The 13,665-nt window shown below is 71.4% G+C and carries 11 protein-coding genes; 10 read left to right on the top strand and 1 reads right to left on the bottom strand.

From position 1 onward, the window contains the following. The first annotated feature begins 4 nt into the window (after positions 1-4). The 10 genes from ACFY8O_RS28915 to ACFY8O_RS28870 all read left to right on the top strand — a co-directional run bounded on the left by ACFY8O_RS28915 (position 5) and on the right by ACFY8O_RS28870 (position 13,085). Complete coding sequence (locus tag ACFY8O_RS28915; RefSeq protein WP_387907453.1) at positions 5-1,243, top strand: AAA family ATPase; 1,239 nt, start codon at positions 5-7, stop codon at positions 1,241-1,243. After that, positions 1,240-1,599 (top strand): nucleotide pyrophosphohydrolase, encoded by a 360-nt coding sequence (locus tag ACFY8O_RS28910; RefSeq protein ID WP_387907450.1) that lies wholly within the window; start codon positions 1,240-1,242, stop codon positions 1,597-1,599. Before ACFY8O_RS28915 ends, ACFY8O_RS28910 begins: the two co-directional genes overlap by 4 nt. Positions 1,600-1,734: 135 nt before the next feature. Beyond that, positions 1,735-2,259 (top strand): DUF6099 family protein, encoded by a 525-nt coding sequence (locus ACFY8O_RS28905; RefSeq protein ID WP_387907802.1) that lies wholly within the window; start codon positions 1,735-1,737, stop codon positions 2,257-2,259. 88 nt (positions 2,260-2,347) lie between these two features. Beyond that, positions 2,348-3,271, top strand: coding sequence for an LLM class F420-dependent oxidoreductase (locus ACFY8O_RS28900; RefSeq protein WP_387907449.1), 924 nt, complete (start codon positions 2,348-2,350; stop codon positions 3,269-3,271). Between the two features lie 338 nt (positions 3,272-3,609). Beyond that, positions 3,610-4,548: a homocysteine S-methyltransferase gene (gene mmuM, locus ACFY8O_RS28895; RefSeq protein WP_387907447.1), complete on the top strand. Its 939-nt coding sequence runs from the start codon at positions 3,610-3,612 to the stop codon at positions 4,546-4,548. Between the two features lie 308 nt (positions 4,549-4,856). Further along, entirely contained in the window at positions 4,857-6,332 is a 1,476-nt protein-coding gene (locus ACFY8O_RS28890; RefSeq protein ID WP_387907444.1) for a 3' terminal RNA ribose 2'-O-methyltransferase Hen1, read from the top strand. After that, entirely contained in the window at positions 6,329-8,872 is a 2,544-nt protein-coding gene (locus ACFY8O_RS28885) for a polynucleotide kinase-phosphatase (protein ID WP_387907442.1), read from the top strand. Before ACFY8O_RS28890 ends, ACFY8O_RS28885 begins: the two co-directional genes overlap by 4 nt. A gap of 66 nt (positions 8,873-8,938) precedes the next feature. Further along, the gene (locus ACFY8O_RS28880) at positions 8,939-10,171 is read left to right on the top strand and encodes an arginine deiminase (RefSeq protein ID WP_145808466.1); all 1,233 of its coding nucleotides are present in this window, start codon (positions 8,939-8,941) and stop codon (positions 10,169-10,171) included. A 237-nt stretch (positions 10,172-10,408) separates the two neighbouring features. Continuing rightward, positions 10,409-11,425 carry an ornithine carbamoyltransferase gene (gene argF, locus ACFY8O_RS28875; protein WP_145808464.1) on the top strand — a complete coding sequence of 339 codons (1,017 nt, stop codon included), beginning with the start codon at positions 10,409-10,411 and terminating at the stop codon, positions 11,423-11,425. 172 nt (positions 11,426-11,597) lie between these two features. After that, the gene (locus ACFY8O_RS28870; protein ID WP_387907438.1) at positions 11,598-13,085 is read left to right on the top strand and encodes an amino acid permease; all 1,488 of its coding nucleotides are present in this window, start codon (positions 11,598-11,600) and stop codon (positions 13,083-13,085) included. Here the strand turns inward: ACFY8O_RS28870 and ACFY8O_RS28865 are convergent. Then, positions 13,033-13,491 (bottom strand): ATP-binding protein, encoded by a 459-nt coding sequence (locus tag ACFY8O_RS28865; RefSeq protein ID WP_387907435.1) that lies wholly within the window; start codon positions 13,489-13,491, stop codon positions 13,033-13,035. The genes ACFY8O_RS28870 and ACFY8O_RS28865 overlap by 53 nt on opposite strands. Between the last annotated feature and the right edge of the window lie 174 nt (positions 13,492-13,665).

Here is a 13,665-nt window from a genome sequence, read left to right as displayed (position 1 = left end):
GACCGTGCGGACAAAACGGTTCGCCGCCCGGGGGTGTGCGTACGGTCCGCTCATGACTGCGACCCCCACGTTCTCCACGCTCCCCACGGCAAGGACGGCTCCTTCACCGTCCGGAGCGGACCGTCCCGCCCGCCCCTTCGTCGGCGAGCTCCGGCTCGACGCCTTCGCCTCGCACCGGCGCACCGTGATCCCCCTCGGTCCGCTCACCCTGCTCACCGGCGGCAGCGGCAGCGGAAAGTCGACCGCCCTGCGCGGGTACGAGGCGCTGGCGCGGCTGGCGGCGGGCGACCCGCTGGAGGAGGTCTTCCCCGACCCGGTGGCCTGGGTGCCGGAAGGAGCGGGCACCGACGCGCAGGGACGACGAGGGTTCAGGCTCGGCTGCACGGTGGAGGGGCCTCTCGGTCCCGTCGGGCTGGACGTCGCCGTGCAGGCCGAGCCGACGCTGCGCATCGTCGGCGAACGGCTGCGGGACCGTGACGAGACCTTGCTGAGCACGGCCCTGCTCGATCCGCGGCGCTCCGTGGTGCAGGCGGCGTGGCACACGGCGGGGACGGTGGCGGTGACGCGTGCTCCTTTTCCCGACGACCGGCTCGGCACGGCGCTGCTGCCGTTACGGGTCGCGGGGACCACGGACGGCCAGCTGAGGGTGCTGGCCGCCGCCGAGCAGGTGGTCGTGGCGCTGCGCTCCGCCTTCGCGTGCGATCCGCAGCCACGCAGGATGCGTGTACCGGTCCCGCTCGGGGAGGGGCGGCTGACCTCGTCCTGCGACAACCTCGCCGACGTCCTGCACCGCACCCGCAGCCAGTGCGCGCAGCGGCATGCCCGGCTCGTCGCCGCGGCGGACAGGGGGTGTGCGGGACGGGTGACCGGCCTGACCGCCGAGCGACTGGAGGACGGGACCGTACGGGCCCTGGCGGAGCGGGGGGAGGGGGATGCCACCCCGCTCGCCCGCCTCGGCGACGGCGAACTGCGGTACCTCGCCTTCGCCCTGGTGCTGCTGACCGGCCCGCACGTCCTGGTCGTGGACCCGGCGGCGGAGGTCCCCTCGGCCATGCAGGCGCTCACGGTGCTCGCCGACGGGCTGGACCGGAGCCTGGACGGACGGCAGACCGCGGAACTGCTGGCGCTGGCGGCCTCGATCTGCGCCGACGGGCACATGCGTCTGCTCGGGACGGTCGGTGAGGCGACCGCCCTGGCCGCCCGGGGCACGGCGGGCGTCACGGTGGTAGACCTGGCACCGTGACGGAACTGGATGTGAAGCAACTGCAGCGGCGGCTCGCCGACTTCGCTGCCACCCGGGCCTGGGCGCCGTACCACACCCCCAAGAACCTCTGCGCGGCGCTGAGCGTCGAGGCGTCCGAACTGCTGGAGATCTTCCAGTGGTTGACGCCGGAGCAGTCGGCGAGGGTCATGGAGGACCCTGACACGGCGTTCCGCGTGGAGGACGAGGTGGCGGACGTCCTGGCCTATCTGCTGCAGTTCTGCGAGGTCCTGGGGGTCGATCCCCTGGCCGCCCTCGCGGCGAAGATCGAGCGGAACGAGGCGCGTTTCCCGGCCGCCGACAGCAACGGGCCCATGGGTCGTCACTCTTCGGAGTGATCGATTTATGCACAACCGGACTCCTGTCCACAGATTTCCGATTTCCTCTGGCTTTCGTGTGCCGCACACCTCACTGTGGGTAATGAAGAGGTGAGCAGGTTTCGTCAGGGCGGTTTCGACGACGGGGGACGGCGCATGGAAGCGGAGCGGTTGATCGAGGCGGGCCGCAGCGCCCTGGCGGACAGCAGGGGGGTGCCGGCCGTCATGGCGGAAGCCTGGCAGGCGCAGGCACTCGCCCGTGCGGTCGGCGGACAGCTGGCGCGGTCCGGCCCGGCGGAGTTACGCACGGACGCGCGCGGGCTCAGTGAGATCTGTGCCCTGGGCAGCGCGGTGTTCGACCATCCGATGGTCCCGGCCGGATCTGTGCGGGCCTCGCAGCTCACGGAGGTGTCCGATGTGCCCGGGGCTCTGGACGCACTCGCGCAGCTCCTGGGCGAGGCGGGCATCGCGCTCGTGGGCGTCGCCTGCGGCACGGAGGAGGAGGGGCTGTACTGGCAGTGCATCGAGGCGATAGACGCCGTGGACGAGTCGGTGGACCGGATCCACGGGATGGTGAGACGGCTCGCGGAGATGGAGCGGGAGCAGGAGGGGGACCAGGAGGGCGACGGTCCGTACGGGGTGATCCGTGGACCTGCGGGCTTCGTCGCCGGTCAGCCCTGAGCCCGGCGGGCGGGGTGGGATATCCCGACGTCCGGCGCGGGGCCGGGGCAGGCGGGGTGCGACGGTTTCGAAGGTGCAGGATGGATGCATGGATCTTCGAATCTTCACCGAGCCCCAGCAAGGGGCGAGCTACGACACCCTGCTCACCGTCGCCAAGGCCACCGAGGACCTCGGCTTCGATGCCTTCTACCGGTCCGACCACTACCTGCGCATGGGTTCCGGGGACGGACTGCCCGGGCCGACCGACGCATGGATCACCCTGGCCGGTCTGGCCCGGGAGACGAACAGGATTCGCCTCGGCACGCTGATGACGGCCGGCACCTTCCGTCTGCCCGGCGTCCTCGCCATCCAGGTGGCCCAGGTCGACCAGATGTCCGGAGGCCGGGTCGAACTCGGCCTGGGGGCGGGCTGGTTCGAGGAGGAGCACAAGGCCTACGGCATTCCGTTCCCCAAGGAGAAGTTCGGCAGGCTGGAGGAGCAGCTGGCGATCATCACCGGCCTGTGGGAGACGGAGACGGGCAAGACCTTCAGCTACGACGGCACGTATTACCAGCTCAGCGACTCGCCTGCGCTGCCGAAGCCCGCGCAGGCCAAGGTGCCGGTGCTGATCGGAGGCCATGGCGCGGTCCGCACCCCGCGGCTGGCCGCGCGCTACGCGGACGAGTTCAACATCCCGTTCGCGTCGATCGAGGACAGCGAGAAGCAGTTCGGCCGTGTCAGGGACGCCGCCGTGGCGGCCGGGCGGGGAGCCGACGACCTCGTCTACTCCAATGCCCTGGTGGTCTGCGTCGGGAAGAACGACGCCGAGGTGGCGCGGCGCGCGTCCGCCATCGGACGCGAGGTCGAGGAGATCAAGGCGAACGGCCTCGCGGGCTCTCCCGACGAGGTCGTCGAGAAGATCGGCCGCTACGCGACCATCGGCTCCTCCCGGATCTATCTCCAGGTGCTGGACCTCCACGACCTGGAGCACCTGGAGCTGATCTCGTCGCGGGTGCAGTCGCAGCTGAGCTGACGGATCCCTCTCGTCGGTGCCCCTGCCGGGCTCCGGGCCGCCTCCCACGGTGCGCACTTTCCGGTGGGGGCGGCCCGGAGCGCCTTTCCGGGGGCGGGGAGGACTTCGGGCACGGCGCCTTTCGGCCCGACTCACGCGCGGGCACGGTTCACGTACGGGCCTGGCCTGCGGGGCCGGGACCGGCAGGGGTACGCAGGGAGCCGGATCCGGAGCCGAGGCGGGGCCGTGCGTGAGCCTGCGGGGGGCCGTGCGGAGAACCGGGCCGAGAGCGCGGACGGCCGCGTAACCATGTAGTCAGCAGCAACCCGAGAGCAGAAGCCGAGCAGCAAGGAGCAGCCGTGCACCCCGCCCGTACCCAGGAGGTCCCGCCCGGCCGTACGCTCGGCGACGCGCTCGCCGAGGGCACCGTTCTGCTGGACGGCGGTCTCTCCAACCAGTTGGAGGCCCAGGGCTGCGACCTGTCGGACGCCCTGTGGTCGGCCCGTCTGCTGGCCGACGCTCCTCAGCAGATCGAGGCAGCGCACGCGGCCTATGCGCGGGCGGGAGCGCAGGTGCTCATCACCGCCAGCTATCAGGCGACCTTCGAGGGGTTCGGGCGGCGCGGGATCGGGCGCGCGAGGGCAGCGGAGCTGATGGCCGGCAGTGTGGCGGCGGCACGACGGGCGGGCGCGGCGGCCGGGCGGGAGTTCTGGGTCGCGGCCTCGATCGGACCGTACGGGGCGATGCTCGCGGACGGCAGCGAATACCGGGGCCGGTACGGGCCGACGGTCCGGGAGCTGGAGCGTTTCCACCGGCCCCGGGTGGAGGTGCTGGCCTCGGCGGGCCCTGACGTCCTGGCCCTGGAGACGGTGCCGGACATCGAGGAGGCGGAAGCCCTGCTGCGGGCCGTCGAGGACTTCCAGGTCCCCGTCTGGCTGTCGTTCAGCGTGGCCGACGGCCTGACCAGGGCCGGCCAGCCCCTGGCGGAGGCCTTCGGGCTGGTCGCGGGCGTGGACCAGGTGGTCGCGGTGGGGGTCAACTGCTGCGACCCCGCCGATGCGGACCGTGCGGTGGAGGTGGCGAGCGCGACGACCGCCAAACCGGTCGTCGTCTACCCCAACAGCGGGGAGGAGTGGGACGCGGAGGGCCGCACCTGGACCGGCGACGGCAGCTTCGAGCCGTCCAGGGTCCGCGCATGGCAGCGGGCGGGCGCCCGGCTGGTCGGCGGATGCTGCCGGGTCGGCCCGTCCACGATCGCGGCTCTCGCCGACCAGCTCGCGCCACCGCCCGGACGGTGAACATGCATCGGCGGGCCCGACGGACGTCGACCGACGGCCGATGGCCCGGCGAACCGAAGGACCCGTCGGATCCAAGAACGACGGCCCGTCGGGCCCAAGGAGCGACGGCCCGTCAGAACCGATGAGCGACGGCCCCGATGGCCGCTGCTGGTCCGGGACTGTCACCACGAGGGCCCACGACATCCGACTGTCGGAGACGAGCCGGGCCGGAGGCGAGCCGCACCGGCCGGGCCCGCCCGGTGCGGCTCGCCCCCGTGTCCCGCTAATCCGCTACCGCCGCGGGTGCGTCGGCGCCCATAATCGGACGGGTGTTCCTGACTATCAGCACCACCGGCACCCCTGAACGTCCCGCCACCGACCTGGGCTTTCTGCTGCACAAGCACCCCGACAAGGCGCAGACGTTCTCCACCTCGCACGGAACCGCCCATGTCTTCTATCCCGAGGCATCCGCGGAGCGCTGCACGGCCGCCCTCCTGCTGGAGGTCGATCCCGTGGCGCTGGTCCGGCGCGGCAAGGGCAAGGGCCGGGGCGGTGCCCCCGACGCGGCGCTCGCACAGTACGTCAACGACCGGCCGTACGCGGCCTCGTCCCTGCTCTCGGTCGCGATGAGCACCGTGTTCAAGTCCGCACTGAACGGGGCCTGCCGCGCGATGCCCGAGCGCGCGGAAGCTCCCCTGCCGCTGCGGATCGAGGTGCCCGCGCTTCCCGCGCGCGGCGGTGCGGAGCTGGTCGACAAGCTCTTCGCACCGCTCGGCTGGACCACGGTGGACGCCGTGGCCGTGCCGCTGGACGAGCGGTTCCCCGAGTGGGGCGACTCGCGCTACGTACGGGTGGTGCTGGAGGGCGAGCTGAGGCTCGCGGACGCGCTGCGCCAGCTGTATGTGCTGCTGCCCGTGCTCGACGACGCCAAGCACTACTGGGTCGCACCCGACGAGGTGGACAAGCTGCTGCGAGCGGGCGAGGGCTGGCTGGCCGGCCACCCCGAGCAGAAGCTGATCACCAGCCGCTATCTCTCCCGCCGCTGGGGGCTGACCCGCCAGGCCATGGAGCGGCTGGAGCTGGTCCGGCTCGCCGAGACCGACGACCTGGAGGTGGAGAGCGTGGACAACGCCGTCGACGAGACCACCGACACGGAGGAGAAGCCGGTACCGCTGGCCGAGCGGCGCCGCGCCGCGATCCTGGAGGCGCTGCGCGCCGCCGGAGCGAACCGGGTGCTCGACCTCGGCTGCGGCCAGGGCCAGTTGGTGCAGGCGCTGCTCAAGGACGTGCGCTTCACGGAGATCGTCGGCGTCGACGTGTCGATGCGCGCCCTCACCGTCGCCGCCCGCCGGCTGAAGCTGGACCGCATGGGGGAGAGGCAGGCCGGGCGGGTCACCCTTCGCCAGGGCGCCCTCACCTACACCGACAAGCAGCTGAAGGGGTACGACGCGGCCGTGCTCAGCGAGGTGATCGAGCACCTCGACCTGCCGCGGCTCCCCGCGCTGGAGTACGCCGTGTTCGGCTCCGCGCGACCGCGCACCGTGCTCGTGACCACGCCCAACGTCGAGTACAACGTCCGGTGGGAGACGCTTCCCGCCGGGCACGTACGCCACGGCGACCACCGCTTCGAGTGGACCAGGGCCGAGTTCCGGGACTGGGCGGAGCAGGTCTCCCGGCGTCACGGGTACGCCGTGGAGTTCGTGCCCGTGGGTCCGGAGGACCCCGAGGTGGGTCCTCCCACACAGATGGCCGTGTTCACGATGACCACGACCCAGGAGACGACGAAGGAGGCGAAGGCCGCATGACCAGTACCTCTCGCTCGCTGCCGGTGACCGACCTGTCGCTCGTCGTGCTCATCGGCGCCAGCGGATCGGGCAAGTCCACCTTCGCCCGCAAGAACTTCAAGCCGACCGAGGTCATCTCCTCGGACGTCTGCCGCGGCCTGGTCGCCGACGACGAGAACGATCAGAGCGTCAGCAAGGACGCCTTCGACGTGCTCCACTACATCGCGGGCAAGCGCCTCGAGGCGGGCCGGCTCACCGTCGTGGACGCCACCAACGTGCAGTCCGAGAGCCGCAAGCAGCTCGTCCAGCTGGCCCGGCAGTACGACGTGCTCCCGATCGCCATCGTGCTGGACATGCCGGAAGAGCTCTGCCAGGCCCGCAACGCCGCCCGGCCCGACCGCGCCGGCATGCCGCGCCATGTCGTCCAGCGCCACCGCCGCGAGCTGCGCCGCTCCCTGCGCGGCCTGGAGCGCGAGGGCTTCCGCAAGGTCCACGTCCTGCGCACCGAGGAGGAGGCGGACACCGCAGAAGTCGTCCTGGAGCGCCGTTACAACGACCTGCGGCACCTCACCGGCCCCTTCGACATCATCGGCGACATCCACGGCTGCAGCTCCGAACTCGACACGCTGCTCCGCAAGCTGGGGTACAAGGACGGGGCGCACCCCGAGGGCCGCACCGCCGTGTTCGTCGGCGACCTCGTCGACCGGGGACCCGACAGCCCGGGCGTGCTGCGCCGCGTCATGTCCATGGTGGCAGAGGGCAACGCCCTGTGCGTCCCCGGCAACCACGAGAACAAGCTCGGCCGTTATCTCAAGGGCCGCAAGGTCCAGCACACCCACGGCCTGGCCGAGACCATCGAGCAGCTGGAGCGGGAGGACGCCGCGCACCCCGAGTTCCGCACGCAGGTCGCGGAGTTCATCGACGGGCTGGTCAGTCACTACGTCCTGGACGAGGGCAGACTGGTCGTCTGTCACGCGGGGCTGCCCGAGAAGTACCACGGACGCACCTCCGGGCGGGTCCGTTCGCACGCGCTGTACGGCGACACCACCGGTGAGACCGACGAGTTCGGCCTGCCCGTGCGCTACCCGTGGGCGGAGGACTACCGGGGCCGTGCCGCGGTCGTCTACGGACACACACCCGTGCCCACCACGTCCTGGGTGAACAACACCCTCTGCCTGGACACCGGTGCGGTCTTCGGCGGGAAGATGACGGCGCTGCGCTGGCCGGAGCGCGAGATCGTCGACGTACCCGCCGAGCGCGTCTGGTACGAGCCCGCGAAGCCGCTGGTCACCGAGGCACCCGGGGGCCGTGAGGGCCGCCCGCTCGACCTCGCCGACGTGCAGGGGCGCCGTGTCGTGGAGACCCGGCACATGGGCCGGGTCGCGGTGCGCGAGGAGAACGCCGCGGCGGCGCTCGAAGTCATGAGCAGGTTCGCCGTCGACCCGAGGCTGCTGGCCTACCTCCCGCCGACCATGGCGCCGACCGCCACGTCCCACGAGGACGGCTTCCTCGAGCACCCGGCCGAGGCCTTCGCGCAGTACCGCGCGGACGGCGTCGCCAAGGTCGTCTGCGAGGAGAAGCACATGGGATCGCGCGCCGTGGCGCTGGTCTGCCGTGACGCCGCGACCGCCCGCGAGCGCTTCGGCGCGGACGGCCCCACCGGCGCCCTGCACACCCGGACGGGCCGCCCGTTCCTCGACGACACGGCGCTGACGGAGGTCGTCCTCGGCAGGCTCCGCACCGCCCTCACCGCCGCGGGGCTCTGGGAGGAGTGGGACACCGACTGGGTGCTGCTGGACGCCGAGCTGATGCCCTGGTCCCTCAAGGCTGCCGGTCTGCTGCGCTCCCAGTACGCCTCGGTGGGCGCCGCGGCCGGTGCCGTCCTGCCCGCGGCCGGGAACGCGCTGTCCGCGGCGACCGCACGTGGTGTCGACGTAGGTGAGCTGGCCGGCCGTCAGCGGGAGCGGGCCGTGGACGCCGCCGCCTTCACCGACGCCTACCGGCGCTACTGCTGGAGCACCGAAGGGCTCGACGGGGTCCGGCTCGCACCGTTCCAGATCCTCGCTGTGCAGGGCCGCTCGCTCGCCTCCGTACCGCACGACGAGCAGCTGGCCTGGCTGGACCGGCTCGTCGAGCACGACCCCACGGGCCTGCTCCAGGTCACCCGGCGCCTCGTCGTGGACACGGGGGACGAGGCCTCCGTGCGGTCCGGCGTCGACTGGTGGCTGGAGATGACGGGCCGGGGCGGGGAGGGCATGGTCGTCAAGCCGCTCGGCGCCCTCGTGCGGGACGCGGGGGGCAAGCTGGTCCAGCCCGGCATCAAGGTGCGCGGGAGGGAGTACCTGCGGATCATCTACGGCCCCGAGTACACGCGGCCGGCGAACCTCGAACGGCTGCGCTCGCGGTTCCTCGGCCACAAGCGGTCGCTGGCCCTGCGGGAGTACGCCCTCGGTCTGGAGGCCCTCGACCGGCTGGCCGAGGGGGAGCCGCTGTGGCGGATCCACGAGGCGGTCTTCGCGATCCTGGCCCTGGAGTCGGAGCCGGTGGACCCCCGGCTGTGAACCGCCGACCGTAATCGGCTGGCGGTTCGCGGGGTGAAGGGTGCTCCGCGCGGTGAGGATGGAGACATGGGATTCCATGTCGATTCCGAGGCCGGGCGGCTGCGCCGCGTCATCCTGCACCGCCCCGATCTGGAGCTGAAGCGGCTCACCCCCAGCAACAAGGACGCGCTGCTGTTCGACGACGTGCTGTGGGTGCGCCGTGCCAGGGAGGAGCACGACGGGTTCGCCGACGTGCTGCGCGACCGGGGTGTGGAGGTCCACCTCTTCGGCGACCTGCTCCGTGAGGCACTCGACATCCCGGTGGCGCGCCGCCTCGTCCTCGACCGGGTCTTCGCGGAGAAGGAGTACGGCCCGCTCGCCACCGAGCATCTGCGCGCCGTCTACGAGGAGCTGCCCGCGGCGGAGCTGGCCGAGGCCCTGGTCGGCGGGATGACGAAGCGGGAGTTCCTGGACCGGCACCCCGAACCGACCTCCGTCCGCTTCCACGTCATGGATCTGGACGACTTCCTGCTCAGCCCGTTGCCCAACCATCTCTTCACCCGCGACACCTCGGCCTGGATCTACGACGGTGTGTCCATCAACGCGATGCGCTGGCCGGCCCGGCAGCGCGAGACCGTGCACTTCGAGGCGATCTACCGGCATCACCCGCTGTTCACCGGCCCCGAGGCGGGTGTCTTCCACCACTGGTCGGAGGGGCAGGACGACTACCCGTCGACCATCGAGGGCGGCGACGTCCTGGTCATCGGCCGTGGCGCCGTACTGATCGGGATGAGTGAGCGGACCACCCCGCAGGCCGTGGAGATGCTGGCCAGAGGGCTCTTCGACGCCGGGTCGGCCCGGACGATCGTGGCGCTCGACATGCCCAAGAGCCGGGCCTTCATGCACCTCGACACGGTGATGACGATGATCGACGGAGACACCTTCACCAAGTACGCCGGGCTCGGGATGCTCCGCTCCTACACGATCGAACCCGGCAGCGGGCCCCGGGAACTGAAGGTCACCGACCATCCGCCCGAGCACATGCACCGGGCGATCGCCGCGGCGCTCGGCCTCGACACGATCCGGGTGCTCACCGCCACCCAGGACGTGCACGCCGCCGAGCGTGAGCAGTGGGACGACGGCTGCAACGTGCTGGCCGTGGAGCCCGGGGTCGTCGTCGCCTACGAGCGCAACGCGACCACGAACACCTATCTGCGCAAGCAGGGCATCGAGGTCATCGAGATCCGGGGCAGCGAGCTGGGCCGGGGTCGTGGAGGCCCGCGCTGCATGAGCTGCCCGGTGGTCCGCGACCCCGTGTGACCGCGGACGGGCGGCCGGTGGCCGGGTGGGTCGCCGTCCTGTCGAGCGGGTCGGTGGTGGCCGGGGGCGCCGAAGTCCTGTCGAGCGGGGCCGGTGGTGGGCGGGCGTTCGGCGGCCCTGCCGGGCGGGGTTGGGCGGGGGCCAGAGCCGCTGTGGCCCTGTATAGCAATACGGGGCATCGTATAGACTTCCAGAAAGTCTTTCCGTACGCCTCAGCCCGTCCCAGGAGCAGTCACCATGGCCATAGACCTCGCAGGCCGCCCTTTCCTCAAGGAGCTGGACTTCACGGCCGAGGAGTTCCGCGGCCTGATCGCCCTGGCCGCCGAGCTCAAGGCGGCGAAGAAGGCCGGCGAGGAGGTGCAGCGGCTGCGCGGCAGGAACATCGCGCTGATCTTCGAGAAGACGTCGACGCGCACCCGCTGCGCCTTCGAGGTCGCCGCGGCCGATCAGGGTGCCTCGACGACGTATCTCGATCCCTCCGGTTCCCAGATGGGGCACAAGGAGTCGGTGAAGGACACGGCCCGGGTGCTCGGCCGGATGTTCGACGGCATCGAGTACCGGGGTGACAGCCAGCAGGCCGTCGAGGAGCTGGCCGCGTACGCGGGTGTGCCGGTCTTCAACGGCCTCACCGACGACTGGCACCCCACCCAGATGCTTGCCGACGTCCTGACGATGACCGAGCACAGCGAGAAGCCTCTGGAGCGGATCTCGTTCGCCTACCTCGGCGACGCCCGCTTCAACATGGGCAACAGCTACCTGATCACCGGAGCCCTGCTCGGCATGGACGTCCGGATCGTCGCCCCCGCCGCGTACTGGCCGGGACAGGAGATCGTCGACCGCGCCCGCTCGCTCGCGGAGTCCAGCGGTGCGCGCATCACCCTCACCGAGGACATCACCGAGGGTGTCCTGGGCGCCGATTTCGTCCTCACCGACGTCTGGGTCTCGATGGGTGAGCCCAAGGAGGTCTGGGACGAGCGCATCACCGCCCTCGCTCCCTATGCCGTGACCATGGACGTCCTGCGCGCCACGGGCAACGAGGGCGTGAAGTTCATGCACTGCCTCCCGGCCTACCACGACCTCGGTACGAAGGTGGCGCGGGAGATCCACGAGCGGCACGGGCTGTCGGAGCTCGAGGTCACCGACGAGGTCTTCGAGTCCGGGCACTCGGTCGTCTTCGACGAGGCCGAGAACCGGATGCACACGATCAAGGCCGTCCTCGTCGCGACCCTCTCGGGTGGCACGACAACCGTATGAACATGCACCTGATTGGGTGAACATGCGTGCAAGTGGTTAGCATGGTGCCACTTGGTGGGGTTCGGGCTCGCACGTCCGGACCCCTTTTCATGTGCCGGGTCACGAGCTCGCGCGCATGTCCGGGCCCCCCACAGGCTCATTCCCGCACCACCGGAGAAGAGACCGTCCCCCCATGAGTTCCACACCCCCCGCCCCGCGGCGCCCGGTGATCCCGTCCTGCGGTCCCGGGGCACGCATCAAGAGCCCCGAACTGCTGCTCGCCGAGTCCGGCGCCGACCTCGAAGGGCACGGCCTGCGGCGCAGCATGGGCCTGTTCCAGCTCGTGTGCTTCGGCGTCGGCGCGATCGTCGGCACCGGCATCTTCGTCGGCCTCTCCGACAGCGTCGCCGAGGCCGGCCCCGCCGTGGTGATCTCCTTCGTCCTCGCGGCGATCACCTGCATCTTCACCGCCTTCTCGTTCGCCGAGCTCGGCGGCGCCATCCCGGTGTCCGGCAGTTCCTACTCCTTCGCCTACGCCACGCTCGGCGAGCGCGTCGCGTTCCTCGTGGGCTGGTGCCTGCTGCTGGAGTACGGCGTCTCGGTCTCGGCGGTCGCGGTCGGCTGGAGCCAGTACGTCAACGAGCTGCTCGGCAGCCTCACCGGCTGGACGCTCCCCGCCGCGCTCTCCTCGGGGCCGGGCGACGGCGGCGTGGTCAACCTGCCGGCGATCGTCGTGGTCATGATGGCCGCCGCCCTGCTGGTGAGGGGCGTGAGGGAGAGCGCCACCGCCACGGCGGCGATGGCGGTGCTGAAGATCGGCATCCTCGTCGCGTTCTGCGCGATCGCCTTCAGCGCGTTCCAGGACGGCAACCTCTCGCCCTTCGCCTCGCACGGCATGGCCGGGGTGACCGCGGGCGCGTCGGTGGCCTTCTTCTCGTACATCGGCTTCGACGCCATCACCACCGCGGGTGAGGAGGTCAAGAACCCGCGCCGGAACATCCCGATCGCGATCATGATCTGCATCGGCCTGGTCACCCTGCTCTACTGCGCGGTCGCCCTCGGCGCCATCGGCGCGCTGGGAGCGGACGCCGTGTCCGACAAGCCGGCGGCGCTCTCCCTGGTCGTCGACCAGGTCACCGGTTCGGACGTCGGCGGGGGGATCATCGCCTTCGGCGCGGTCGTCGCCATCGCGTCCGTCGTGCTCGCGGTGATGTACGGGCAGACCCGGATCCTGATGTCCATGTCCCGCGACGGACTGATCCCCCGGGTCTTCGAGCGCGTGTCGCCGAAGACCCGCACCCCGGTCGCCAACACCTGGATCGTGGCCGTCGTCTTCGCGGTCCCGGCCGCGTTCTCGTCCCTCGACGCGGTGGTGAACCTGACGACCATCGGCACGCTCGCCATCATGGCCGTCGTCAACATCGCGGTGATCGCGCTGCGCCGCCGCAACCCGGAGCTGAAGCGCTCCTTCCGGGTGCCGCTCTATCCGCTCAGCCCGATTCTGGGCGTCGGCTTCTGTCTGTACCTGATGTACGGGACGGGCTGGACGACCTGGGTGCAGTTCGTGGTCTTCCTGGCGGTGGGCGCCCTCGTCTACGCGGGATACGGCCGCAGCCGCTCCCGGCTGGTCAGTCCCGCGGAGCCCCGCGACCCGGTGACGCAGGGCCCGACGGCAGGGTGAACCAGACCGCCTTGCCGTGTTCCGTGGGGCGGTGACCGCAGGCCGAGCTGAGGGCGCGGATCAGGAGCAGTCCGCGGCCGTGCTCCTGCCACGGGTCCGGCGTGCTGCCGGGCAGCAGGCGGGACAGGTCCCCGGGGGGACCGGGGTCGTGGTCGTGGACCTCCACCTGGCACCCGGACGCCATCAGCTCGACCACCAGCTCGATGGGGCCCGAGCCGTCGGTGTGCTCCACCGCGTTGGCGACGAGCTCCGCCGTCAGCAATTCGGCGGTGTCGCTGTCCGCGGGCGCGTCGAGCTCCGCCAGCGCCGTGCGCACCAGGGCGCGGGCGATGGGCACCGCGGCCGTGGTGTGCGGCAGGGCGATACGCCAGGAGGCGGGCGGGGGCGCGGGGACGTCTGACGGCAAGGCGGGAGTGTCCGTTCGGGGGGCGAGCGGCCGGTGGGGGGATCGCGTTCCGGGGGCGGGGTCCGGACGGCGTTTCCGCTACCGGAGGGTACGGCGTGCTGTACCGGGATTTCCTGCCCCCAACCATACGAAGTGCCCCGGCGTAGACATAGGGGCTGCCGACCGCCACAAAAG

It is taken from the genome of Streptomyces argenteolus, from assembly GCF_042902585.1.
In the GTDB taxonomy this organism is placed as follows: Bacteria; Actinomycetota; Actinomycetes; order Streptomycetales; family Streptomycetaceae; genus Streptomyces; species Streptomyces argenteolus.
The sequence above is the reverse complement of the archived record's forward strand: the minus strand, read 5'-3'. Positions and strand labels throughout refer to the sequence as shown.